We start from the raw sequence: 25,131 nt of genomic DNA on the forward strand, positions 1-25,131 counted from the left end.
AGACGCAAAAGAAAAGCATGGTATGCGTTGGACAACGTTAAGGGGACTTAAAAAATTGTCGATGCAGGCGATGCTTACTTTCGCTGCCATGAATTTGAAGAAAATGGCCAACTGGATATGGAAAGGTCCGGAAATGGCCTAGTAGATGAGGATGAGAGAGGTCAGCATACACCCAAAAAGGTAAAAAAGTAAGAACAAAATCAAAAGGGGTTCGGAATGTGACCATTCCGAACCCCTTTTGTCTACAATCTGAAATAACGTTGTCAAAACGTTATTTTTTTTGTCTAAAATGCTTGAAACATGAAGACGCTTTTATTTTTTTCATATAATAGTTTCTTCTTGACATACTAATAGAAGAGTATGTTATTATATATTTCGTTAACTTAATTCGCATGCGAAATATTTGGATAAGAACGAACTGGGTGAGGAGGGGGGAAATGAAGCTTCTTAATAATGAAGTCATCGAATCATTTACAAAAATAAATAAAGCTATTTATAGACTTTTAAAAAAAGATGCTGAATCGATAGGGGTCACAGATGTTCAGTTAAAGACATTATATAAAATCCAAAATCATCCCAACATTGGATTGAGAGAATTAGCTGAAAATATGCGGCTCACGAATAGTACTGTAAGTGGTGTAATTGACCGACTGGTGAATCAAAAACTGGTCGATAGGGTAACATCTTCACATGACCGTAGAGCTGTAACTTTGCAACTTACCCCAGAAGGTGAAGAGAAAATTACTAAGTTGTTTGAATCTGATTCTATTTTGATTGAAAAGTTAAATCAAATTCAGCAATTTCCGCAGGATGAGATTCAAAAATTACTTCAATTACATGAGCGGATTTTAGAAACATTGACTATTAAGGAGGAATAATTCATCTATGAATGCAAGACGTATGATTTTAATTAATGTGATCTTACTCATTATCCTTGTCGGAGGAGGATTTACAGGTTACTACTTCTATAATAAATCTGTTACCTATTTATCGACAGATAATGCACAAATTGCTGGTCAGCAAGTATCTATTGCATCACCTGCAGCAGGTAAATTAGTAAGTTGGGGTGGAAAAGTTGGAGACACCTTTAATAAAGGCGATAAAATGGGTTCCGTTGATGTTGTAAGTGATAAAGGTGTTACAAAAGTAGATATTACTGCTCCTGCAGACGGAACCGTTGTTCAATCTACAGCTGTGAAAAATACTTATGTTGGTGCAGGAGTTCCAATTGCCCAAAGCTATGACTTATCCAATTTATGGGTAACAGCAAATATTAAGGAAACAAATATAAATGATGTGAAAATTGGCCAAGATGTCGACATCTATGTAGATGCATATCCAAATACGACTTTAAGCGGTAAAGTTCAAAGCATCGGTTTAGCAACAGCAGGCACTTTTTCTTTACTACCAAGCAATAATGCGACAGGTAACTATACAAAAGAGGTGCAAGTCATTCCTGTAAAAGTCTCTATTGAAAATTATGGTGGTCTTGATTTAGTTCCTGGTATGAATGTGACTGTGCGAATTCATAAGTAGGTGATATCATGACAATATATATCGCTAGTTATGTTCTTATATCGGTTATACTTCTTCTTATAATCAATTTTGCATTAAGGAGAGGGAAAAATAACCGTAAAAATTTAAAAGATACGGTACCTTCGAATCTGGAGACTGGAAAAGAAGATGTACATGTAAGGTCAGTAGAAACAGATGATCAGGAAATAAAACAAGAAATAAAAAAAGAAGCGGCAGAAGAGCCTTTAATCGTTCATCATGAGGAAAAGACAGATTCAATTGAAGAACATCCTACACCTGATTTGGAAAAGGATGAAACAGTCGAAGATGACGCGACTGTTGCTGATAATTTAATCCGTGAAACTCTAAAGGACTCTGCTATTACGGAGCCTGCCTTAGAATATGTGAATGAAGAAGCAGGCAAAACAGAGGAGCCAAAGGAAAAAACAAAGAAAGCAACAGGTCCTAATATTTCACCTGATATTTCAAAACATCGTGGAAAAATCATTGCTGCGATGATGCTCGGAGCCTTCGTTGCGATATTAAACCAAACTTTGTTAAATGTGGCATTGCCTCATATAATGAATGATTTAGGGATTACAACGAGTACAGTGCAATGGCTGTCAACAGGATACATGTTAACAAATGGTATCTTTATTCCGATTACTGCTTTCTTAATTGCAAGACTGGGGACAAGAAAATTGTTCATTTCCGCAATCTTTGCATTTACGATTGGATCTGTCATTTGTTCCGTTTCAGCAAACTTTTCGATGCTGATGGTCGGAAGGGTTGTTCAAGCGGCGGGTGCAGGGGTAATAATGCCGTTATTAATGACCGTGTTTATGACAATCTTCCCACCTGAAAAACGTGGTGGTGCAATGGGATTAATGGGGGTTGCAATGATATTTGCTCCTGCCATCGGACCAACACTATCCGGATGGTTAATCGGTCATTTTTCTTGGAGATTATTATTTGATATCGTTATTCCATTTGGTATCTTGGACTTGATTTTAGCTATTATCTGGATGAAGGATGTAACAAAAATTACAAAACCAAAATTTGATACATGGGGATTCATTTTTTCAACCATTGGTTTTGGATTTTTGCTCTATGGATTTAGTGAAGCAGGTAATGACGGTTGGACGAGTGCAACCGTAATGATTTCCTTGATCGTTGGAATCATTTCGCTAATTGCATTTGTAATACGTGAATTTTCAACAGATTCTCCAATGCTCGATTTACATGTATTTAAATATGATATTTTTGCATTAACAACCGTTGTTAGTATGGTCGTTAATATGGCGATGTTTGCCGCGATGATATTACTTCCGGTTTATCTGCAAAACTTACGCGGTTTTACTGCATTACAATCAGGTTTAATGATGTTGCCTGGTGCGATTATAATGGGGATTATGTCTCCGATTTCAGGTAAGCTATTTGATAAGATGGGTGCAAGGCCACTGGCCATCATTGGGCTAATTATTACGGTAGTTACTACATGGGAATTTACGCGTTTAACAATGCAAACAACGTTGACACATATAATGATTCTCTATATTTTCCGTATGTTCGGAATGTCCTTTATCATGATGACAGTTATGACAGAAGGTATGAATCAATTGCCGCTTCGTCTTACTAGTCATGGGACAGCCGCATCCAATACGGCAAGAACGGTCGCAGGGAGTATCGGAACTGCCTTTCTTGTTACTGTAATGTCAACAAGATCCAGTTTTCATACTGCAAATTACTCAAATGTAATCACAAGTTCAAACCCTTATATTTCTGATAAGCTTTCACAGCTTGGTCAGGGGATTGCGCAAATGGCTGGATTGCCTGCGCAGGCTGGTCAAACTTTAGCGACATCCACTATATATGGAAAAGTTGTACAGCAATCAACAGTGGATGGAATTAATGATGCATTTGTAGTTGCAACCGGTATAGCGGCAGTTGCCTTGATTCTATCCTTCTTTATTAAACGATCTAGACCTGCAGAAATAAAAAAATAAATTTTTTTAGCCAAAGAGAGGAAACTTTCTTTGGCTTTTTGCATATAGTAGAGGGTCGGCTTTTTTTGGAGATAGATCCCCAGGCAATCAGACCTTTAATAGGACATATATATTTATTAAAAACATTTTTAAAATTTATGTTTACTTTTGTATAGTAGTTGGTTATAATTACCTCTGTAAGCAAAATAATCTTAAGGAGGTCGTTTGAAAAATGAAAAAGTTATACGCTAATGTTTCTTCCTTAATTTCATATTATTCACATTCGACCTTGGATGGATTGAATTTGCTTTAAATTTATATAAGTAAATCCAGCCGTTGGAAGAATGTCTGTCTTCCTGCGGCTTTTTTGCGCCTTTTACAGGTATGCGCTTTTTAAGCCGCAAGAAGATACAGTATCTTCCTGCGGCTTTTTTATGTTTAGGTGGTGATAATTATGACACTCGGTCTTATCTTAACAAAAATGAATGTGAAAAAGAGAAATAAAACAATAAGCAAATACAAACGTGAACAAAATATCGCAGAAATTATGGAGCAAAACAAATTAAAGCATAATGAGATGATGTTAAGACATTATTATTAATTGGCAAAGATCAAATAATAGGAGGTGATAAAATATGGTACTCAATCTAATCTTTACAAAATTAAATTTAAAGAAACGAGTAAAAACTGCGGAACAATATCAAAAAGAACAAATAAGTGCAGATATTTTTGAACAAACCAAACGTAAGTATGTGGAAGTAGTAATGAGACAGTTGTATTAACAGTAAACAGTCTTTTTAATTGATGAACATAGGGAGGTGATCATATGACACTGAATTTAATTTTTGTTACGATTACAATTAAAAAACGTAAGAAAACAACCGAGGAATATTTACACGAAGAAAATATCTCAAGGATTTTCGAAGAAAATAAATTAAAGCATAGTGAAATTCTATTAAGAAATTATTATTAAAAAAATTAAATGGAAAGGAGAGGTTAAAGATGTTTTGTGTATTTCAAATCAAAAGACTAAATTTCTTATGGGTGGAGAAAGATTCCGCCTAACTACCTTGAGCTAGGGGGAAAATGAATGTTTTTACACATTTTAGTATTAACGGTGATGTTAAAGAAAAGATCAAAAAACAGCTGACAATTTTTCTGTCAGCTGTTTTTTTATTATTTTTGTATGTTAGTTATACATTGCATAATTTATTTCGAGTTTGGTAATCTAACCCAGCCCTCCTAATCTCCATCGAGTCCTGAAGTAGCTCGCCATGTTTCCAAATTCTTGCGTCGAAGGATTTGAATTCTGTACGATAGCACTTTTCTTATATAGGTATAAAATACTGAATATTAATATAAGTCAGAAATATCATAGATAACTGATTGCTAAATGGAGTAAAATAGAATTTAATATATGAAAGGAGATGTGACAAATGGACAAGCATATTCAAATTTCAGGCAGTGAACGAGAGATTCTTCCTAATGCACGAAAAGTGGACCAAGCAAATCCTAATGAAAAGATTTCAGTGATGGTTATTATGCGTCGCCATAGTGTTGAGCAGGATACTTTCGCAGAAATGAATGAACGTCAATTCTCCAAAGCACATTATACTCGGCAGTCATTTGCCAATAATTATTTTATTCATCCCGATGATATGAAAATTCTTCAAGATTTTGCTGATGATTATGAGCTTACTATAAAGGAGACCATCTCATTTGCAGGCATGGTTACTCTTACCGGTACAATTGAAAATCTAAACAAGGCTTTTTCTGTAGAAATAGCGGAATATGAACACCCCCATTTCCGATATCGCGGAAGAAATGGATATGTTCACATACCTGAAAGGCTATCTGAAATTGTACAAGCAGTACTTGGATTGGACAACCGCCCGCAATCGAAAGCACACTTTCGGCTATTGCAAAGTGGAAAAATGTTTATGAGAAATAATAGAAAGCCGGCTTCTTTTACACCTATAGAAGTGGCAAGGCTGTATAACTTTCCAGAGAATATAGATTGCAGTAATCAATGCATTGGTATTATTGAGTTAGGCGGGGGATACCGCCCTGAAGATATGGAACAATATTTTTCAAAGCTTGGGGTTCCTGCTCCTGAAATTGTTGATATTGAAATAGATGGTGCAACAAATTCGCCAACTGGTGATCCAAATGGCCCTGATGGGGAGGTTGCATTAGATATTGAAATTGCTGCGGCTGTAGCACCTAATGCTAAAATTGCCGTATATTTTGCGCCAAATTCAGACTCAGGTTTTTTAAAAGCAATTACTACCGCCATCCATGATAATGTAAATAAACCATCGGTTATTTCTATAAGCTGGGGTGCTCCTGAAAGCAACTGGACGAAACAAGCGATGAAAGCTATGAATAAAGCATTTAAAGATGCAGCATCACTCGGAATTACAGTTTGTTGTGCATCTGGTGATAATGGCTCCTCCGATGGGGTAGAGGATGGTTCGGTCCATGTTGATTTCCCAGCGTCTAGCCCATTTGTAATGGGATGCGGCGGAACTCAATTGGAAGGTACAAATGGATCTATTACTCGTGAAATCGTATGGAATGAAGTAAATAATGGGGCTACAGGCGGCGGAATTAGTTCCTTTTTCAAGACTCCCGAATGGCAAAAAAATATTGACTTTCCTAATGGAAGTATCCAGGATGGAAGAGGTGTTCCTGATGTTGCAGGTAATGCGGATCCATTAACAGGATATCAAATCTTAGTTGGCGGACAGGAATATATATTTGGGGGTACTAGTGCAGTGGCACCATTATATGCTGGTTTAGTTGCAATCCTAAATCAGCAGCTAGGCAGATCCATTGGCTTTATAAATCCCATTTTGTATCAGTTCTCTTCAGAGGATAATAGCTTTCGAGATATTACAGACGGTAACAATGATACGGTTGGAAATGGATCTTACGCAGCAGGAGTTGGTTGGGATGCATGTACTGGCCTAGGGAGTATAGATGGAAAGAAACTATTGAGTGCTCTTACAACTTATTATTCTACTAATATGATATTAAATTAGACAGAAGGGAAATCCCTTCTGTTTTTTCATGTGGTTGTTATTCCATTAAAATGTCCGCTATCATAATTGGAATTTTATATTCTTGAAAAATAAAAATTATTTAAAATAGTCCATGTATGAAGTGAAAAAGTATGTTATGATTGCACTTGGAAATATTTCGATACACTAAACAATTAATCGGGGGAACTTAAGGAGAGAAGTCATCATGTTGTATTGGAAGCGTAATTTATGGATACTTTGGATTGGCGCGTTTTTTACCTCAGCAAGCTACTCAATGGTAATTCCTTTTTTGCCATTATTTCTACTTCAAATTGGAGTAAATCAACATACGGAAATGTGGTCAGGTATATTATTTAGTGCTGCTTTCTTTGCAGGTGCTATTGCATCACCGTATTGGGGAATGTTGTCTGACCGATATGGTCGAAAGCCAATGATTATAAGGGCGGGAATAGCATTATTTGTAATCTATACACTTACAGCCTTTGTAACGAATCCCTACGAATTACTTATTTTAAGAATATTGCAAGGTCTTTTATCAGGATACATTCCCGGAGCAATAGCATTGATTGGAACCAATACTCCAAATGACAGGGTTGGATATGCGCTTGCTATGATTTCAACCGCTACTGCCTCTGGAGGTGTTGTCGGTCCATTATTAGGCGGAGGTATTGCGGAATTAGCAGGCAATCGTTTTTCTTTCGCAAGTGCTGGAATTCTTGTCTTTCTATCTACATTATTAGTGATTTTTTGGGTTAAAGAGAAAAATTTTACACCAAGCAAATCAAAAGGCTCTGTTTTCATGGATATAAAGGAGGCGGCAGCCAATCGTACTTTTATGATTGTAATGGTATTGACAGTGATAACATCGTGTTCTTTAATGACTATTGAACCAGTACTTCCATTATATATTGTGAAACTTGGCGGAGCGACGAAAAATGCGTCCTTTATAGCGGGAATCGTATTTTCCTTGCCAGGTATTGCTAGTGTCATTTTTGGTCCATTTTGGGGGAAATTTGCCGATAAAGTAGGCTTCCGCAAGGTTTTGATGATTGGCCTTCTTGGTGGAGGAATAGGTACATTCGCTCAGATGATATTTGGTCATATTTGGGGATTTTCCATTGTCCGTTTTATGTTTGGAATTTTCTTTTGTGCTGTATTTCCTGCAATCAATGGGCTTGTTGTCCGTTCAACTCGGGAAGATTTCAGAGGACGTGCATTTGGGTTAAATCAAACTGCTAACCAAATTGGTGGCATGATTGGTCCAATGATTGGTGGATTTATAGGGGGAATCTTTCCGATTCAAACCGTATTTCTTGTAACAGGCATACTTCTAATCGCAGCTATGAGCATGGCATATTTAACAAAAGAAAAACAAATAAAAAAAATCTCCACCATATAAGGTGTCAGGCACTTCTTATGGACATTTTGGGATTTTGTCCACTTCACACGGACAGTTTTTAGTGCAGATTTGTTGAAAGCGCAAGAGTGAAAGGAAAAGGGGTAATTTTCCATATAAATTTATCTTCCGGACAGACACAAATAACCTTCGTTTAACATAAGCATTACTATAGGCAAAAGCCTAACGGAGGTGAAAAAATGTCCGGTATCTTAACTGCTATAGGTTATTTATTTAAAGAACTTGTTTTTTTGGTTTCATATGTAAAGAATAATGCTTTTCCACAGCCGCTTTCAGCCGGTGAGGAACGGAAATTTTTACGAAAAATGGCGGAAGGCGATGAAGAAGCCCGGAACATTTTAATCGAGCATAATTTACGATTAGTGGCCCATATAGTAAAAAAATTCGAAAATACCGGCGAGGATGTTGAAGATCTAATCTCGATTGGGACGATAGGATTAATTAAAGCCATTGAAAGTTATTCGGAAGGAAAAGGCACGAAGCTGGCCACATATGCTGCGAGATGTATAGAGAACGAAATTCTGATGCATCTGCGCGCTTTAAAGAAAACAAAAAAAGATATTTCATTACATGATCCTATTGGCCAAGATAAAGAAGGAAATGAAATATCGTTAATAGATGTATTAAAATCCGATGCCGAAGATGTTTTTGACACTATACAGCTAAGCATGGAATTAGAAAAAGTAAAAGAATATATCCGGGTCCTGGATGACCGTGAAAAAGAAGTAATCATCGGAAGGTTTGGTTTAGATCTTCAAAAAGAGAAAACGCAAAGAGAAATCGCCAAAGAGCTGGGTATTTCCAGAAGCTATGTGTCACGAATTGAAAAGCGTGCATTAATGAAGATGTTTCATGAATTTTATCGTGCAGAAAAAGAAAAGCTGAAAAGAAACCAACAAGAATAAAAATTCGGGCCTATGTCTGTCCGAATTTTTTTATGGTATTGGAAATATTAAAATTTTACCATTTGGATAATTTTTTAAACAAGTGTCTACGTCTAGCTCCAGCGCCTATCGGCTAGCGGATTTCTCCGTCTCCTTCCTACGATAACACATCAGTTCGTGAACTACCTCACTGTGTTCCCTTTATCTCGAGCCTGTAACTCCGAAATCCGTACGCCGATGTGCAAGGCGCTTGCGCATTTGTATATTTATTTCGGATTTATTAGTGTTTTAAATATTAGAAAAATTAATGAAACTAGTATATAATTAGTCCGTACCAAACCAAGAAGGGGGATTATCATGACAACTAGTACATATTCGTTAACATGGGATTTGGATGTTTTTTTTCAAGGCGGCAGTAATTCAACTGAATTTCAAACCTTTTTAGGGGAGTTGAAAGAAACGTTAAAGAGCTTCGATCAACAAGTAAGTACTTGGAGTGTTGAAAACATATTAGATGACACTTCCAGTTTTGTATCTATCCTTGAAAGTTTGCAAAATAGTACTCAAAAGCTTGGACAAGCTGGTGCTTTTGTAAGCTGTCTTCAAGCGCAAAACACGGAGGATGCAAAAGCAAATGAATTAAGAGGTGCGGTTGCTACTTTAAGAGCACAATTGAATACAATTTTGACGAACTTTGATGATAAGTTAACCAATATTAAGGATGAGGATTGGAACAATCTTTTAAAGGCGGATGGAATAAACGAATTAGAATTTGTTTTAAATGAGCGCCGCCAAAAAGCGAAAGAGAAGCTTTCCAAGGATCAAGAGGCGCTTTTAAATGCATTAAGTGTTGATGGATATCATGGCTGGGGAGAAATGTATGATTCTTTAGTAAGCAAGGTAAAGATCCCCTTTGAAGAAAACGGAGAGATAAAGAAACTGTCTGTCGGACAGGCCCATAACAAATTTTCAGACCCAGATAGAGAAACTAGAAAAGATGTTTTCCGTAAATGGGAGGAAGCATGGGATGATAAGGCAGATTTATTTGCTGCTACTTTAAACCATTTAGCAGGATTCCGCTTAACCATTTACGAACAAAGAGGTTGGGATAAAGTTTTAAAAGAACCATTAAGCTACAATAGAATGAAAAAAGAAACCCTTGATATGATGTGGCAGGTAATTAGCGATTACAAACAACCGTTTGTGGAGTATTTAAATCGCAAGGCAGAAATGTTAGGAGTTGAAAAATTAAGCTGGTATGATTTGGATGCACCAGTAGGGGATGTAAACAGCCTTTTTAGTTTTGATGAGGGCGCTGAATTTATCATTAACCATTTCGGAGAATTTGGAGAAAATCTTGCTAACTTTACCAAAAAGGCATTTGAGGATAGCTGGATTGAAGCAGAGGACCGTGCAGGAAAACGTCCTGGAGGTTTTTGTACAGGATTTCCATTAAGCAGTCAATCAAGAATATTTATGACCTATTCAGGTACTCCGTCCAATGTTTCAACACTTGCACATGAATTAGGGCATGCTTTCCATTCCTATGCATTAAGGGATGTTCACCCTTTAAAACGGGGATATGCCATGAATGTTGCAGAAACAGCCTCTACCTTCGCGGAAATGATTGTAGCTGACGCGTCAGTAAAAAATGCTAAAGACGATAAAGAAAGATTAACTTTACTTGAGGATAAGGTTCAAAGGTCCGTAGCTCTTCTAATGAACATTCATGCACGTTTCTTATTTGAAACAAGATTTTATGAAGAACGCAAAAATGGATTAGTTAGTAAAAATCGATTAAATGAGCTCATGATGGAAGCACAAAAAGAAGCCTATGGCAACGGACTTGAGGAATACCATCCTTTATTCTGGGCTTCAAAATTGCACTTCTTTATTACAGGAGTTCCTTTTTATAACTTCCCATATACCTTCGGATATTTATTTTCACTAGGTATTTATGCTCAAGCTCTGAAAGAAGGCAAGGGTTATGAGGAAAAATATATGGCCCTTTTAAGAGATACTGGTTCTATGAATGTGGAAGAATTAGCATTAAAACATTTGAATGTTGATCTTACACAAAGAGATTTCTGGGAAGCTGGAGTAAAGCTTTGTGTAAAAGATGTAGAAGAATTTTTGGAAATGACAAAATAAAAACATATGCGAAAGCACCGCAGCTCTAGCGGATGGATTTCGGAGTCGCAGAATGTAAAAAATCCGGCAGATGCCGGATTTTTTTTTATATCTTTTTGAGTTTAAACGAAGAAATCATTAAGATGGACAAAATGATAATAATAAATAAATATGAATGCGGTGGGAGATACGGAATGCCTAAATAACTTAAAGTGAGTAAACAACCTGCTGCAGTAATTGGCATACCCGTAAAATATCCGTTACTTTCTGTAATGTTAAAACGTGCAAGGCGGTAAGCTCCACATCCAATGTACAAAATGGTAAAAAATAATCCCGGAAATCCAAACAAATTTAATATTCCTTGGTATAATAATAAAGCTGGAGCGACACCAAATGATATAATATCACTCATAGAATCAAGCTGTTTCCCAAGATCCGATTCGATATTTAGCTTTCTTGCAATTAAACCATCAAATCGGTCCGCGAGGGCGGCCAGAAAAATTAACAATAAACTTAAGCTTAGCTGTCCACGGACTGCTATCAAAATGGCAAATCCTCCTAAACTTAAATTCGTTAAAGTCATTAAATTAGCCGTTTGTGCTCTAAGTTTTTTAACAGTTTGATCAAAAACGCCAGACCAAAACAAATAAGATCACCTCCTGTAAGAAGGATTTAAATTCACATATTTATCTATATTATATTATTATATGCCTAAATGACATTAAAGTTAAGAAGAATTTTTTTGAATATGGAGGTTTTACATTGAAGACCTGGTTTTACCGATTGTTGATCGAATTAACAAATCATAAATTCACATCCCAATTATTGAAAAATTTTGCGGAGTCCAAATGGAGTAAAGTATTAATACCATCTTATGCAAAAATTTATCATATTAATCAAACTGAAATGCAACATGATATTCATTCATATGATAATCTTCATGAATTTTTTACAAGAAAGTTAAAGCCGGGTGCACGTCAGTTTATAAATGATCGTAATATCATTACGAGCCCAGTTGACGGTGTATTAGAAGATAGTGGAATGATTGAAGCTGATAAGATGATTACTGTAAAAGGGAAACAGTATTCAATAAAAGAAATGATTGGGGATGATGACCGAATAAAAAAATATATTGGAGGGAAATTCCTTATCTTATATTTAAGCCCGAGTCATTATCATCGAATACATAGCCCTATTGATGGAGAGGTCATTACACAATATGCTTTAGGAACAAAGTCTTATCCTGTAAATCGGTATGGTTTAAAATACGGGAAATCCCCTTTATCTAAAAACTATCGGGTAATAACTGAATTAAAAACAGGGAGCAGTCATTTATTATTTGTCAAAGTTGGTGCAATGTTCATTAATTCCATTGAATGCATTGCAAAACATCATAATTGGCGTAAAGGAGAAGAAGTTGCTTATTTTTCATTTGGCTCCACCGTTGTTCTTTTGTTCGAAAAGGATTCCTTCGAGATTCACGAATATATACAGGTGCCATTTGATATTAAAGTTGGCGAACCATTAGGGCAAATTAATAATTAGCAAAGAAATATCCCTGCTAAAACCGCAGGGATATAAATATCAAGATGAAATTTTTATTTTATGTGTTAATGAACGACGGTGAATTTCTAACTCAATGAGGCGTATAAAATCCTGGCTTAAATGTAATTCCTTCGCTTTAAAGTAGGATTCAATTAGTAATTCATTTGATAATTTTCTCATAAGCCATCACCTCCACTTTGACGTTCTACAAAAAGATTTGCTGAATATAATGTAGGTTGTCATGTTGTAATTTAACTCTATCAAACAATAAGTGATAGAACAAGCGTTCCAACTATCCACAAAGAACCGTGGATAACCTGTTATTAACTTGTTTATAATTGGAAGAAGAGTGTATAAATCAGTGTGTAAAATGTGTATAAAATTATCCACAAGTGTAGGGAAAAGGTGGATTTTGTCGAATTTTCTTTAGAAATTTCTTATATTTCCATCATGTTTTTATTTTTAGCTACTGAACAATGGGCACACAAATAGTTTTTCTTCTTTGATTATGAAAAAATAATTGATATGATTAAACGGTAAAAATAGAATGGAGTGTACATGATTTTGCTATTAAATAATTTTTTGCCTAACGAACATGTTAAGGATGTTTTTCAAATAGACCCGCAAAGCTTAAAGGCTAGAGGGGTGAAAGCTATCATTACAGATTTGGATAATACATTAGTAGAGTGGGATCGTCCGAATGCAACACCAAATTTAATAAAATGGTTTGCCAATATGAAAGAACATAATATCCTTGTTACCATCGTTTCTAATAATCAAGAAAAAAGGGTAAAAGCGTTTGCTGACCCACTTGGTATCCCGTTTATTTACGAAGCAAGAAAACCGCTCGTTAAGGCATTTAACAAAGCAGTAGCAATGATGGGAGTAAAAAAAGAAGAAACAGTAGTGATTGGTGATCAATTACTAACAGATGTCCTTGGCGGGAATAGGAGTGGCTTTTATACTATTTTAGTTGTTCCTGTTGCACAATCGGACGGATTCGCGACCCGTTTCAATCGGATGATTGAACGAAGAATTATGGCTTGGTTTAAGAGAAAAGGATTATTACAATGGGAGGATAAAATGTGAATAGATCAGAAATAACATGCATCGGCTGCGGGGTTACGATTCAAACCGATGACCCAAAACAAATAGGATACGCTCCACCTTCCTCGTTGGGGAAGGAATCTGTTATTTGTCAGCGTTGTTTTCGACTTAAGCATTATAATGAAGTGCAAGATGTTTCATTAACTGATGATGACTTTTTAAAAATATTAAATGGGTTATCAGAAGTCGATGGTCTAATTGTAAAAATAGTAGACATTTTTGACTTTAATGGCAGCTGGCTGCCGGGATTACACCGCTTTGTAGGGAAAAATCCTATATTACTGATTGGTAATAAAGAAGATTTACTTCCTAAATCAGTGAAAAGATCAAAGCTTATTCAGTGGATGAAGCATGAGGCAAAACAATTAGGGTTGCAGCCAATTGATGTCTTATTAGTAAGTGCTACAAAAGGAAGCTCCATAGACGAAGCGATTGACACAATCGAACATTATCGAAATGGTAAGGATGTTTATGTTGTTGGATGTACGAATGTAGGAAAGTCTACATTTATTAATCGGATTATCAAAAATGTAGCTGGGGAAGATGATGTTATCACTACTTCCCATTTTCCAGGGACAACCCTTGATATGATTGAAATTCCTTTAGATGATGGAAGTGCCTTAGTAGACACTCCTGGAATCATCAATCATCATCAAATGGCCCATTTCGTTGATAAAAAGGATTTAAAACTCATAACACCGAAAAAAGAAATAAAGCCAATGGTTTTTCAGCTTAATGAGGGACAAACGTTATTTTTCGGAGGCTTAGCTCGCCTTGATTATATGAGTGGCGGAAGACGCTCCCTTATTTGCTATGTTTCAAATGAGCTGAAGATTCATCGAACGAAGATGGAAAATGCTGAATCACTATATAAAAAACATGTCGGAGAGCTTCTCCAACCGCCAAGGAAAAATGATTTGGAAGAATTTCCACCTTTAGTTCGTCATGAATTTTCTCTAAAACAGGGAAAAACAGATATTGTCTTTTCAGGACTTGGCTGGGTAACCATTAATGATCCTGGAGCTGTTGTCGCAGCGTATGTTCCAAAAGGGGTTAGTGTGTTAACTCGTCCATCTTTAATATAAGGCATATAGTTTTTGTCTAGCTAAAGCGCCTATTGGCTAGTGGATTTCTTCGTCTCCCTATGATAAGTCAACATCAGCTCGGTTTTCTTTATCTCAGACGAAGACTACGAAATCCATACGCCGCTGGGCAAGGCGCTTGCGCATTTCTATTTTAGGGGGAATTTTTATGAAAAGGCTATTTGGAGTTATCGGAGATCCAATTTCACATTCCATGTCCCCGATGATGCATAATGATGCATTTAAAAATCTAAAAATAGACGGATATTATCAACCATTTAGAATTACTCCTGAGGATCTGGCGACTGCTATAAAGGGAATGAAAGTGATAGGGATTGAGGGATTTAATGTTACGATTCCCCATAAAACATCCATTCTACCATTGGTGGATCGATTAGACCCGCTTGCAAAGGCAATTGGAGCTGTTAATACAGTGGTTCGTGACGGAAACGACTATGTGGGCTATAATTCAGATGGATTAGGTTTTATTCGTTCCTTGCAGGAAAGATGGAAAAAGGATTTTAAAAATGAGAAAACGCTTATTATTGGTGCTGGTGGAGCTGCAAAGGCAATTTATTATTCTCTTGCTTCCGTTGGCGTGAAGAAAATAGATATATGTAATCGCACAACAGCAAGAGCTCAAGGACTAGTGGATCATTGTCCTTTCAAATGTGAAACAAATATTTTGGACTTTCCCCAAGCTAGACAAAATTTAGGCGCATATACTTTAGTGATTCAAACGACATCGATTGGAATGAGTCCTAATATTAATGAAATTCCTTTCAGTTTAGAAAATATGCTGCCAAACACACATGCAGTAGATATAATTTATAACCCATTAGAAACAAAATTTTTAACAGAGGCAAGGCAAAAAGGTGCCACGACTCAAAATGGAATAGGAATGTTTGTTCATCAAGGTGCAATTGCTTTTGAAAAATGGACAGGTATTAAACCTGATATTATTCGTATGGAAAACATCGTTATGCAACATTTAGGAGGTTAAGGAATATGTTAACTGGAAAACAAAAACGTTTTTTACGTTCACAAGCTCATCATTTAAATCCTATTTTCCAAGTTGGAAAAGGAGGAGTAAATGAAAATATGATAAAACAAATAAGCGATGCACTTGAAGCACGTGAGCTTTTTAAAGTCAGTGTTCTGCAAAACTGTGATGTGGACAGGGATACAGTGGCAGAACAACTTGCTAAAGGAGCGAAAGCGGAAGTTGTGCAAATAATTGGAAATACTATTGTCCTATACAAGGAATCAAAAGAAAATAAACAAATTCAGCTTCCATAGAGGCTCTTTTCGTAAAATTTGTTACTTTTAAAGTCGCAAGTCTTGTAAACATCGTTAATAAGGTTATGAATGAATGGCCCTTATAAGCAAAGATGCCACGAAACTAAGTCCGTATTAGGATTTATAGCCTTTTACGAAAAGCAACCCTATACGAAAACATTCTCCATAGAAGGTGGAAAATATGAAGAGACGAGTAGGCATTTTAGGAGGGACCTTTGACCCTCCGCATCTCGGTCATTTAATTATTGCGAATGAAGTTTTGCAGGCGCTTCAACTTGATGAAATTCGATTTATGCCAAATCAGGAGCCGCCGCATAAACAAAAGGATAAATGGGTTTCGAATGAAGATCGTATTAATATGCTAACATTATCGATTGCAGACCATCCGTGTTTTGCGATTGAAAAAATTGAATTGGAAAGAAAAGGTCGATCTTATACATATGATACCGTTTTGTTGCTGCGTGAAAGAGAGCCGGAAATTGAATTTTATTTTATTATTGGTGCTGATATGATTGAATACCTGCCGAAATGGTATAAAATTGATCAATTACTCAAACTGATTCAATTCGTTGGTGTAAATCGCCCCAATCATTCGCAAAAAACGGAGTACCCTATCCTGCATGTTACTATTCCGGATATAAATATTTCTTCCACTTTGATAAGGACAAGAATATCTGAAAATAAATCCGTAAAATATTTAATTTCGGATAATGTTTGGAATTATATTAAGGAGCATCAATTATATGGATCGAACTAAGGCATTAAGTATTGTAAAAGAACAGATTACAGAAAAACGCTATATTCATACTATAGGTGTTATGGAAACAGCCATCCAGTTAGCGAAGGAATATGGTGCTGATCAAAAGAAAGCGGAAACGTCCGCTATTTTTCATGACTATGCAAAGTTTCGTCCGCTTGATGAAATGAAAAGGATCATTGTAGAACAAAAATTTGATGCGCGGCTTTTACAATTTAATCCTGAGCTATGGCATGCCCCTGTTGGCGCATATTTAGTTGAAAAAGAAGTCGGAATAAAAGATGCAGAAATACTAAATGCAATACATTATCATACTTCTGGCAGAATTGGCATGACATTATTAGACAAAATAATATATCTTGCCGATTATATTGAGCCCGGCCGTAATTTTCCGGGTGTAGAGGAAGCTAGGGAATTAGCTCATGTAAATCTGAACAAGGCATTAATTTATTCTGTTCGGAATACAATTCAATATTTATTAAATCGAAATCAGACTGTGTATCCAGATACGGTTGACTTTTACAATGATCTTGTAATGAAAGGCGAGGATGTTGGGTAATGAGAAATCAGGAGTTATTAAATCTAACGGTTAAGGCAGCGGATGATAAAAGAGCGGAGGACATTGTTGTCCTAGATATGAATGGAATTTCCCTTATTGCCGATTATTTTTTAATTTGCCATGGAAATTCTGATAAACAGGTACAAGCAATTGCGAGAGAAATAAAAGAAAAAGCGGAAGAATTGGGTTATCTTGTTAGAAAAATGGAAGGATTTGATGAAGGGAAATGGGTATTAATCGATTTAGGAGATGTTATTGCCCATGTTTTTCATCGAGATGAAAGAACCTATTATAATCTAGAAAGACTGTGGGGAGATGCTCCGACAGTTAATGTTTATAGTGAGTGATGAATGTGGCATATGAGGGATTTGCTTACGTTTATGATTATCTGATGCAGGATGTACCGTATGATGAATGGGTGAATTTTTTAAAAACAAAACTTCAACAAAATCCTGCTCCCGGGAATCAAATACTTGAAATAGCCTGTGGTACAGGGGAATTGTCAGTAAGGCTTGCTAAAGCAGGATTTAAGCTAACAGGTGTTGATTTATCAGAAGATATGCTTACCGTTGCAAATCAAAAGGCGGTGCAGAATCAGGTAAATATTTCTTTGTTCCAGCAAAATATGTGCGAGCTTGATGGTCTTGGTAGTTTTGATATTGCAACTATTTTCTGCGATTCTTTAAACTATTTACACAGCCCTAAAGAAGTTCAAGAAACATTTCGCAGAGTGTATTCCCATTTAAAAAAAGATGGACTATTTATGTTTGATGTTCATTCCATTCATAAAATAGAAAATATATTCATTAACCAAACCTTTGCGGATAATGATGATAATGTCTCATTTATATGGAACTGTTTTGAAGGAGAATATCCGTATTCTGTTGAACACGAGCTCACTTTTTTTCTATATGATGAGGAAACAGAAAAATATAGCCGTATTGATGAATTGCATGTACAACGTACATTTACGGAAAACGATTATTCGCAGTGGTTAAAATCAGCAGGCTTTCAAATATTGGATATAAATGCTGATTTTCAACATCACAGTCCGGATAATGCCTCAGAAAGAATCTTTTTTACATGTAAAAAATAGTGGGGGATGATATCAGCCCCCATTCATTTATTTAAAAATTTTCATATGTTTTGAAGGGAATTTAGAAAAAATGTAGAATAATTTGTAATAGCTAAACCCCAAATTGTTTTTTTACAGCTTCAACATCCTCGTTAAACTTCTCATGAGTAGCGATAAAAATGTTTTCGAAAACATCACCAAGCTCGTTTTCCAAGACTTTTATTCCTTCTCCCGTAATACCACCTTTTACACAAACCTTTTCCTGTAATGTAGGAAGAGTATAGAATCCTTTTTTCAATAAGTCACCTAACCCTACGAGCATTTCTCCTGCTAAAATAGTTGCAGTAGATGTATCAATATTTGTCTTTTTTACCGCTGCATCGATGAATGCCTGTGTTAAATAACTAAAAAAAGCAGGGCCGCAGCTAACGATATCTGAGGAAACACGTGTAATATTCTGATCTATTTCAAGGGGAATAGAAATATATGCTAGTAATTCTTTAATGGTTCTTTTCCAGTATTCGTCACAAGTCGGTGAAAACGTTAATAAGGAAACCCCTGCTAGTGCCCTATTTGTTATGCTTGGGATAGCTCTTGCACATGAACACTGAGTGACGGATGAGAGTTGTTCAACAGAAACGGAACTTGTAATGGAAACTAAACATTTATCTTTCGAAAATAAATCTTTGTATTTTGTTAATAACGGATGCATTTCTAATGGTTTTACACACAAGAAGATTAAGTCGCATGTATGAATTATCTCAGGAATATCGTTGCAAATATGGATTAAGGGATATTTGTTCTGCAGTTTTTTAGCTTTTGCTGACGTTCTATTTATAATATAAAGATTGGAAGGAGAAATTGCCTTACTGTCTACGAAGGATTCCACCAAGATAGTCCCCATATTTCCAGTTCCAATGATACCTATTTTCATTTTTTCTCTCCTCCTTTACGAAAGGCTCTTTTCTTATACTTTTTGCTTTTACAAAAAGAAAATCTTATTAACTTTCTCGTTTGGTGTAGAATGGATATTCTTTTTAATAAGTTTAATTTTGGATTTTGAAAATATTGTGAAAACACACCTTGCGAGAAAATTATAGTTGATATTAACCTTTATTTTGTCGTTAGTAATCCTTCATAAAACTCTATGTCATTTTCAATGTGAATATTCATCACAACATTATACTACTCTGTGAAAAGGTGGTTCATATGAAAGAACTATTATTAAAAAAGAAAATCATTATTTTAGGAATTGCTGTCATTGGAATAGCAATAAGCGTTTATTTTTATCAACAAAAATCAAATGAAGAGGGGGATACCAATTTTTCATTCTCTCCAATTGATGAAGTGAAAAAGGATGAAAATAATCAACAGGAAAAGGCTGCAAATGGAAAAATGTTTATTGATGTGAAAGGAGCTGTATTGCATCCGGGAGTTTATGATGCAGAGGAAGATGACAGGGTCTTAGATATAATTCAAAAGGCTGGAGGATTTCTGAAGAAGGCAGATCAAAGGAAAGTAAATTTGGCAGAGAAGGTTCATGATGAAATGGTAATATATGTACCGAAGAAAGGTGAATCCCCTGACCCTGATATAAATATTACGACAATGTCTCCAAATCAAGATAATGGCAAAGTCAATTTAAATACCGCAAGCTTAGAGCAATTACAAACCTTAACGGGTATTGGGCCATCAAAAGCAGCAGCAATTGTAGAGTATCGAGAAAAGAATGGAGGTTTTAAAAAAGTGGAGGAGCTTACAAATGTGACTGGGATTGGAGATAAAACATTTGAGAAATTAAAGGATTCTATTACAGTACAATAATGTTACACTAATAGAGACAAGCTTTGATTACGGAAAGGAAGAAAAGTAAATGGAGAGAATTTCATGGAATCAGTACTTTATGGCGCAGAGCTTTTTATTGTCTTCACGCAGTACGTGTACACGGTTAACAGTTGGCGCTACGATTGTTCGTGATAAAAGAATTATTGCAGGTGGATATAATGGTTCCATTGCAGGCGGAGAGCATTGCATTGATGAAGGTTGCTACGTCATTGATCATCATTGTGTTCGAACAATTCATGCAGAGATGAACGCGATTCTTCAATGTGCGAAATTTGGGGTCCCGACAAATGGTGCTGAAATATATGTTACTCATTTCCCATGCTTACAATGCTGTAAAGCAGTCATTCAGGCTGGTATTAAGGCGGTTTATTATGCGGAGGATTACAAAAATCATCCATATGCAATTGAACTCTTCCAAAAGGCGGGAGTACACGTAGAGCAAGTCCCATTTGATCAAAATTCATTAGATCTAGCTGCCAACGAAAAAGCGGATTTTGTACATTCTATATTAAAATTGCTAGAGGAAAATGGAGTGGAGGGAAGGGAACTGGCTTCTCTGCAAAATCAAGCGGAAAAATTGTTTAAATAAATTGCAGGTGGGGCTAAGTGTCTCCACCTGGTATGCAAAGGAGAGAATATGCAAGGGTATTGGTTTTATTTGGCGATTGCTGCCTTAAGTGCGACATCGTTTGCATTACATGTTCATTGGGGTTTAATCATTATTTTTCATTTATTTTGTCTTCGGAGTATCCTCACTAAAAAAAGAAATCTCATCATAATGACCGTATTAACCTATTTTCTCTTTTTTACAATAAGTTTTATTCATAATGCGGCCCATAAAAAGACCCATTTTCATTTAAATCAAAGTGAATTTTATATTACCTTTCCAAATAAACCGTCTATAGATGGAAACAAATTAAGTTCGACTGTCCAAACAGATAGAAAAGAGAATCTGGTACTTGGTTATACAATAGTAAGTGAAACAGAAAAAGAATCTTTAGAGCAAAATGTTAAATCAGGTGTTTCGTGCCATGTACTTGGTAATTTATCCATTCCTGAAAAAAATAGAAATGAAAATTTATTTAATTATAAACAATATTTATTTAGGCAAAATATTCATTGGGTCTTAAAAGTAAATGAATTCAAAAAATGCACGGATGATGGAAAGGGAATATTGTATAAAATAAAACGGATGCGTGAAGCTTCGTTGAGGAAAATTGAACAACAATATCCTCCAGAAATTATTCCATATGCAAAAGCTCTTCTTTTTGGAGACCGAATGGATTTTGAGGATGATGAATATTCCCGTTATCAACGCTTAGGAATAGTCCATTTATTAGCTATATCTGGGCTTCATGTATCTTTAATATACGTAGGATTTTATTATTTTCTTATCCGGATAGGTTTGACAAGAGAAACTAGTTCTTGGGTTATTATTTTGTTCTTGCCCCTTTATACTATTTTATGTGGGGCAAATCCACCTGTGATCCGTGCTTCCATCATGTTAATCATCATCCTCTTATCTTCTCATTCCAAATTGTCCTTGACTTCAGTTGATGGACTATCTATTAGTTTTTTACTCTTCTTAATGAAAGATCCTTTTATCATTTTTAACGTTGGGTTCCAGCTTTCCTTCATTGTTAGTCTATCCATTCTTTTATCAACTCCAAATATCATGGTGAAGTATAAAAATAGTATTTTGCAATTGATGGCAATCTCCTTTATCTCTCAAATTTCTGCTCTTCCTGTTATGATTTACCAATTTTATCAAATTTCCATCATCAGTATTTTTAGTAATCTTTTCTATGTTCCCCTCTACAGCTTTGTTATTTTACCGATGTTAATTTTTTCCTTTTTAATGTTATTTTTATTGCCGTTTGCTTTTAATCTAATAAATAAATGCCTGCTGGTCATTCTTTATTTTGCAGAAAAGATCGCACAATTTCTTGATTTTAAATGGGCGGTTTTAATTATCGGAAGACCGGGTATATGGGTATTGATTTTCATTATCATGGCAATTTTATATTTGTTTTATAAGTGGGAAAAAGGAAAAAAAATTTATGTTGCAGCAATGCCACTTTGTATTTTTATTCCTTTTTATATGGCGGCAAAATGTTTGAATCCATATGGTGAAGTTAATTTTATTGATATTGGTCAGGGCGACAGCATTATGATTCGGCTTCCATACAATCGAGGAACATATTTAATCGATACTGGAGGGACTATTCAGTTTGATGTACCTGATTGGACACAGAAAAAGCATCCATTTTCAGTAGGAAAAGATATTTTAGTTCCTTTTTTAAAAGGAAAGGGGATAAGCAAAATTGATAAATTAATTTTAACGCATAGTGATGCGGATCATATAGGTGCTGCGAAAGAACTGGCGGGAAATATTAAAGTAAATCACATTTATATATCTCCAAATTCTTGGAAGAAACCATTAATGTATGAAATATTAAAAGCCTTTCAAAAGGAAAACACACCAATTACGGAGGTGAAAGATGGATTTGGCTGGAAAATGAAGGATGGTAGTTTTCGGATTGTTTCTCCATTTGATCTCCATTATGAAGGGAATAACGATTCATTAGTGATGTTTGCAATATTTGGCGGGAAAAGCTGGTTATTTACTGGAGATTTGGAACAAGAAGGAGAACAGGAGCTAATCAAATCTCATCATTTTCATGCTGATGTTCTAAAGGTTGGTCATCATGGCAGCAAAACATCTACTTCTCTGCCTTTTCTGGAAAGCATTCATCCTAAGGTTGCGATTATATCAGTAGGAAAGAACAATCGTTATGGTCACCCGAATAAGGAAGTGCTGGAACGTTTAGAAGAAAATAATATAACCATATTTAGAACGGATTTAGAAGGTGAAGTGATATATAAATTTAAAGAAAATAATGGAACGATTCATACGGTACTTCCATAAAATAATGTATGATTTATTTGTTGGGAAAAAAGGAGTTTGCATGCAGCAAACTCCTTCGCAAACTCATTGTTATTAACCAACGAGCTTAATGACAGTTGCGATAATGAACATAATTGCAAAGAAAGCAAAAGACACTCCAAATCCAATACCTGAATCAATTGCGTCATTTCCCTTATACTGTACATCCTTTTCAAATTGGTTCACTCTCAACCCCTCCTATTTCCACTTTAGTATAGACGATTCGTTTTGAAAAAGCTATAGTAACCGTCCAATTTCCTTCGTTGACAAGAGTTAACACAAATACTTTTTAACCTGTAGGTGAAAATATTAGTACACCCGAGTTATTCCGTTAATGAAAAAGTATCCTAGGCCTTTTTCATTAGCGTTTATAATAGATAATGGAGATTGACTCTTCTTCGGGAGTTAATCTCCACTTGTCAAATTCATCATCCTTTTTTACGATAGAGATAAGATTTTAAAAAATGGAGAGAAGGCTACTGATGATTGACATTTGGAAAAATATAGAACGCAAGCAATTTTCGCCGATATATCTATTATATGGAATGGAAAGCTTTTTAATCAATGAGACAAAGCAAAAATTATTGAAAAATATGTTAACGGAAGAGGAATTAGACTTTAATTTTGCTTCTTATGACTTGGAAGAAGTTCCTATAGAAGTAGCAATCGAGGATGCAGAAACACTTCCTTTTATGGGTGAGAAAAGATTGATATTCTTACATAATCCATTTTTTTTAACCTCTGAAAAATCAAAGTCAAAGGTAGAGCATGATATTTCAAAATTAGAGGCTTATCTGCAAGAACCTGTTCCGTACAGTACCATTGTCTTTGTTGCACCTTATGAAAAATTAGACGAACGAAAAAAAATTACAAAACTGCTAAAGCGATCTGCAGAAGTTTTTGAGGCAAAAAAATTAAGTGAACAGGAAATAAAAACTTGGATTCGCCATCGGGCAGGTGCAAACCAAGTCGAAATTAACGACGATGCTATGGAAATGTTATTAACTCTTTCCGGCACAAATTTAATGATGCTGGCAAGTGAAATAGATAAATTGTCGCTATATTCCGAGGATGTAATAGATAAGCATACAGTTGAGATATTAGCTTCCAAATCATTGGAACAAAATATTTTTTCACTTGTCGATAAAGTAATTAATCGAAATATGGAAGAAGCATTACGAATCTATTATGACCTTTTAAAGCAAAATGAAGAACCGATAAAAATTCTTTCCATTTTGGCAGGTCAATTCCGGTTATTATATCAAACAAATGAATTAATGAGACGAGGATACGGTCAGCAACAGATTGCTAATTTTCTTAAAATCCATCCTTTTAGAATAAAACTTGCTGCGGGACAAGCAAAAATGTTTTCGGAAGAAGAACTAAATAAGATTATGATGTGGCTTGCTGATGCGGATTATCAAATGAAGACAAGCGCTTTAACAAAATCCATGATTATTGAAATGTTGCTATTTAAGATTCATGGCAGTTAATAAATAATGAATAAAGAAAAAACGATCCATAATTGGATCGTTTTTATTATGCATTAGCAGCATTTAATTTTTTCATTAAGCGTGCTTTTTGGCGATTTGCAGCGTTTTTATGAATAAGACCGTTAGATGCAGCTTTATCAAGTTGCTTAACAGCAGTAGCTAATAATGTTTTAGCGTTATCATCGTTATTTACAACTGCAGCTTCGAATTTCTTTACAGCCGTACGCATTGTTGATTTTTGAGCTGAGTTTTTAGCGTTGCGCTCTTCACTTGTTTTAACGCGTTTAATTGCAGATTTAATATTTGGCATTTATTTCACCTCCTACGAGTAATAAACATTCACTACTCGACTATCACAGTAAGAACAAGTGATATTTTATCAAACGAGCGGTGATAATGCAATACTATTAGACAAAAACAGAATTAATCTGCACGTAGGATTTTCTT

At 35.5% G+C, this 25,131-nt stretch carries 29 protein-coding genes; 24 read left to right on the forward strand and 5 right to left on the reverse strand.

The features are described 5' to 3' along the window. The 11 genes from AN964_RS25390 to AN964_RS08165 all read left to right on the forward strand — a co-directional run. A partial coding sequence (locus AN964_RS25390) for a transposase (RefSeq protein WP_200915575.1) occupies nt 1-142 on the forward strand: 142 nt, incomplete at its 5' end. Between the two features lie 295 nt (nt 143-437). Then, nucleotides 438-878, forward strand: a complete 441-nt coding sequence (locus AN964_RS08135) for a MarR family winged helix-turn-helix transcriptional regulator (protein ID WP_055739197.1) — start codon at nt 438-440, stop codon at nt 876-878. 7 nt (nt 879-885) lie between these two features. After that, a complete protein-coding gene (locus AN964_RS08140; protein WP_055739198.1) occupies nt 886-1,536 on the forward strand; it encodes a beta-barrel domain-containing protein in 651 nt (216 codons plus the stop codon). Between the two features lie 8 nt (nt 1,537-1,544). Continuing rightward, nucleotides 1,545-3,521, forward strand: a complete 1,977-nt coding sequence (locus AN964_RS08145; protein ID WP_055739199.1) for a DHA2 family efflux MFS transporter permease subunit — start codon at nt 1,545-1,547, stop codon at nt 3,519-3,521. Nucleotides 3,522-3,954: 433 nt separating this feature from the next. Further along, nucleotides 3,955-4,101 (forward strand): YrzI family small protein, encoded by a 147-nt coding sequence (locus tag AN964_RS25995; protein WP_126648672.1) that lies wholly within the window; start codon nt 3,955-3,957, stop codon nt 4,099-4,101. A 34-nt stretch (nt 4,102-4,135) separates the two neighbouring features. Next, complete coding sequence (locus AN964_RS26295) at nt 4,136-4,282, forward strand: hypothetical protein (RefSeq protein WP_161809222.1); 147 nt, start codon at nt 4,136-4,138, stop codon at nt 4,280-4,282. Between the two features lie 44 nt (nt 4,283-4,326). Next, nucleotides 4,327-4,473 (forward strand): YrzI family small protein, encoded by a 147-nt coding sequence (locus AN964_RS25395; protein WP_083489259.1) that lies wholly within the window; start codon nt 4,327-4,329, stop codon nt 4,471-4,473. A 463-nt stretch (nt 4,474-4,936) separates the two neighbouring features. Then, entirely contained in the window at nt 4,937-6,544 is a 1,608-nt protein-coding gene (locus tag AN964_RS08150; protein WP_055739200.1) for a S53 family peptidase, read from the forward strand. 205 nt (nt 6,545-6,749) lie between these two features. Then, nucleotides 6,750-7,943, forward strand: coding sequence for an MFS transporter (locus tag AN964_RS08155; protein ID WP_055739201.1), 1,194 nt, complete (start codon nt 6,750-6,752; stop codon nt 7,941-7,943). Between the two features lie 197 nt (nt 7,944-8,140). Next, nucleotides 8,141-8,866 (forward strand): RNA polymerase sporulation sigma factor SigK, encoded by a 726-nt coding sequence (sigK, locus tag AN964_RS08160; RefSeq protein WP_055739202.1) that lies wholly within the window; start codon nt 8,141-8,143, stop codon nt 8,864-8,866. Nucleotides 8,867-9,202: 336 nt separating this feature from the next. Beyond that, entirely contained in the window at nt 9,203-10,996 is a 1,794-nt protein-coding gene (locus AN964_RS08165; RefSeq protein WP_055739203.1) for a M3 family oligoendopeptidase, read from the forward strand. An 85-nt stretch (nt 10,997-11,081) separates the two neighbouring features. Here AN964_RS08165 and pssA read toward each other — a convergent pair whose 3' ends face one another. Further along, nucleotides 11,082-11,621: a CDP-diacylglycerol--serine O-phosphatidyltransferase gene (gene pssA / locus AN964_RS08170; protein ID WP_055739204.1), complete on the reverse strand. Its 540-nt coding sequence runs from the start codon at nt 11,619-11,621 to the stop codon at nt 11,082-11,084. A 116-nt stretch (nt 11,622-11,737) separates the two neighbouring features. Here pssA and AN964_RS08175 point away from each other — a divergent pair, with 116 nt between their 5' ends. After that, entirely contained in the window at nt 11,738-12,520 is a 783-nt protein-coding gene (locus AN964_RS08175; RefSeq protein WP_055739205.1) for a phosphatidylserine decarboxylase, read from the forward strand. Nucleotides 12,521-12,559: 39 nt separating this feature from the next. Here the strand turns inward: AN964_RS08175 and AN964_RS08180 are convergent, their stop codons facing one another. After that, complete coding sequence (locus tag AN964_RS08180) at nt 12,560-12,700, reverse strand: sporulation histidine kinase inhibitor Sda (protein WP_055739206.1); 141 nt, start codon at nt 12,698-12,700, stop codon at nt 12,560-12,562. A 384-nt stretch (nt 12,701-13,084) separates the two neighbouring features. On the opposite strand from AN964_RS08180, the gene AN964_RS08185 reads away from it, so the two are divergent. The 8 genes from AN964_RS08185 (at nt 13,085) to AN964_RS08220 (ending at nt 18,420) form a co-directional block, all read left to right on the forward strand. Beyond that, nucleotides 13,085-13,609, forward strand: a complete 525-nt coding sequence (locus AN964_RS08185; RefSeq protein ID WP_183101947.1) for a YqeG family HAD IIIA-type phosphatase — start codon at nt 13,085-13,087, stop codon at nt 13,607-13,609. Beyond that, nucleotides 13,606-14,712 carry a ribosome biogenesis GTPase YqeH gene (gene yqeH, locus AN964_RS08190; RefSeq protein WP_055739208.1) on the forward strand — a complete coding sequence of 369 codons (1,107 nt, stop codon included), beginning with the start codon at nt 13,606-13,608 and terminating at the stop codon, nt 14,710-14,712. Before AN964_RS08185 ends, yqeH begins: the two co-directional genes overlap by 4 nt. A gap of 166 nt (nt 14,713-14,878) precedes the next feature. Continuing rightward, the gene (gene aroE / locus AN964_RS08195) at nt 14,879-15,712 is read left to right on the forward strand and encodes a shikimate dehydrogenase (RefSeq protein WP_055739209.1); all 834 of its coding nucleotides are present in this window, start codon (nt 14,879-14,881) and stop codon (nt 15,710-15,712) included. Nucleotides 15,713-15,717: 5 nt separating this feature from the next. Continuing rightward, nucleotides 15,718-16,008, forward strand: coding sequence for a ribosome assembly RNA-binding protein YhbY (gene yhbY / locus AN964_RS08200; RefSeq protein ID WP_055739210.1), 291 nt, complete (start codon nt 15,718-15,720; stop codon nt 16,006-16,008). A 181-nt stretch (nt 16,009-16,189) separates the two neighbouring features. Continuing rightward, nucleotides 16,190-16,765: a nicotinate-nucleotide adenylyltransferase gene (locus AN964_RS08205; protein WP_055739211.1), complete on the forward strand. Its 576-nt coding sequence runs from the start codon at nt 16,190-16,192 to the stop codon at nt 16,763-16,765. Continuing rightward, nucleotides 16,752-17,324, forward strand: a complete 573-nt coding sequence (gene yqeK, locus AN964_RS08210; protein ID WP_055739212.1) for a bis(5'-nucleosyl)-tetraphosphatase (symmetrical) YqeK — start codon at nt 16,752-16,754, stop codon at nt 17,322-17,324. The genes AN964_RS08205 and yqeK overlap by 14 nt, the downstream gene beginning before the upstream one ends. Further along, the gene (gene rsfS / locus AN964_RS08215; protein WP_055739213.1) at nt 17,324-17,671 is read left to right on the forward strand and encodes a ribosome silencing factor; all 348 of its coding nucleotides are present in this window, start codon (nt 17,324-17,326) and stop codon (nt 17,669-17,671) included. Before yqeK ends, rsfS begins: the two co-directional genes overlap by 1 nt. 5 nt (nt 17,672-17,676) lie before the next feature. Beyond that, nucleotides 17,677-18,420 (forward strand): class I SAM-dependent DNA methyltransferase, encoded by a 744-nt coding sequence (locus AN964_RS08220; protein WP_055741180.1) that lies wholly within the window; start codon nt 17,677-17,679, stop codon nt 18,418-18,420. Nucleotides 18,421-18,511: 91 nt separating this feature from the next. On the opposite strand, the gene comER is transcribed toward AN964_RS08220, so the two are convergent. After that, entirely contained in the window at nt 18,512-19,333 is an 822-nt protein-coding gene (gene comER / locus AN964_RS08225) for a late competence protein ComER (protein ID WP_055739214.1), read from the reverse strand. Nucleotides 19,334-19,608: 275 nt separating this feature from the next. Between comER and AN964_RS08230 the strand changes: the two genes are divergently transcribed. From AN964_RS08230 to AN964_RS08240, 3 genes are read left to right on the forward strand one after another with little or no spacing between them, the layout of a single operon-like run. Continuing rightward, nucleotides 19,609-20,223, forward strand: coding sequence for a helix-hairpin-helix domain-containing protein (locus AN964_RS08230; protein WP_055739215.1), 615 nt, complete (start codon nt 19,609-19,611; stop codon nt 20,221-20,223). Nucleotides 20,224-20,272: 49 nt separating this feature from the next. Continuing rightward, on the forward strand, nt 20,273-20,833 hold the full coding sequence (locus AN964_RS08235) for a ComE operon protein 2 (protein ID WP_055739216.1): 561 nt from the start codon (nt 20,273-20,275) through the stop codon (nt 20,831-20,833). A gap of 48 nt (nt 20,834-20,881) precedes the next feature. Further along, nucleotides 20,882-23,173, forward strand: coding sequence for a DNA internalization-related competence protein ComEC/Rec2 (locus AN964_RS08240; RefSeq protein WP_055739217.1), 2,292 nt, complete (start codon nt 20,882-20,884; stop codon nt 23,171-23,173). Nucleotides 23,174-23,245: 72 nt separating this feature from the next. On the opposite strand, the gene AN964_RS25400 is transcribed toward AN964_RS08240, so the two are convergent. Next, the gene (locus tag AN964_RS25400) at nt 23,246-23,377 is read right to left on the reverse strand and encodes a YqzM family protein (protein ID WP_083489260.1); all 132 of its coding nucleotides are present in this window, start codon (nt 23,375-23,377) and stop codon (nt 23,246-23,248) included. 293 nt (nt 23,378-23,670) lie between these two features. Here AN964_RS25400 and holA point away from each other — a divergent pair, with 293 nt between their 5' ends. Beyond that, on the forward strand, nt 23,671-24,684 hold the full coding sequence (gene holA, locus AN964_RS08245) for a DNA polymerase III subunit delta (RefSeq protein ID WP_055741181.1): 1,014 nt from the start codon (nt 23,671-23,673) through the stop codon (nt 24,682-24,684). Nucleotides 24,685-24,730: 46 nt separating this feature from the next. Here holA and rpsT read toward each other — a convergent pair whose 3' ends face one another. Further along, on the reverse strand, nt 24,731-24,994 hold the full coding sequence (gene rpsT, locus AN964_RS08250; protein ID WP_055739218.1) for a 30S ribosomal protein S20: 264 nt from the start codon (nt 24,992-24,994) through the stop codon (nt 24,731-24,733). Nucleotides 24,995-25,131: the final 137 nt, after the last annotated feature.

This window comes from Heyndrickxia shackletonii (genome assembly GCF_001420715.1).
GTDB lineage: Bacteria > Bacillota > Bacilli > Bacillales > Bacillaceae_C > Margalitia > Margalitia shackletonii.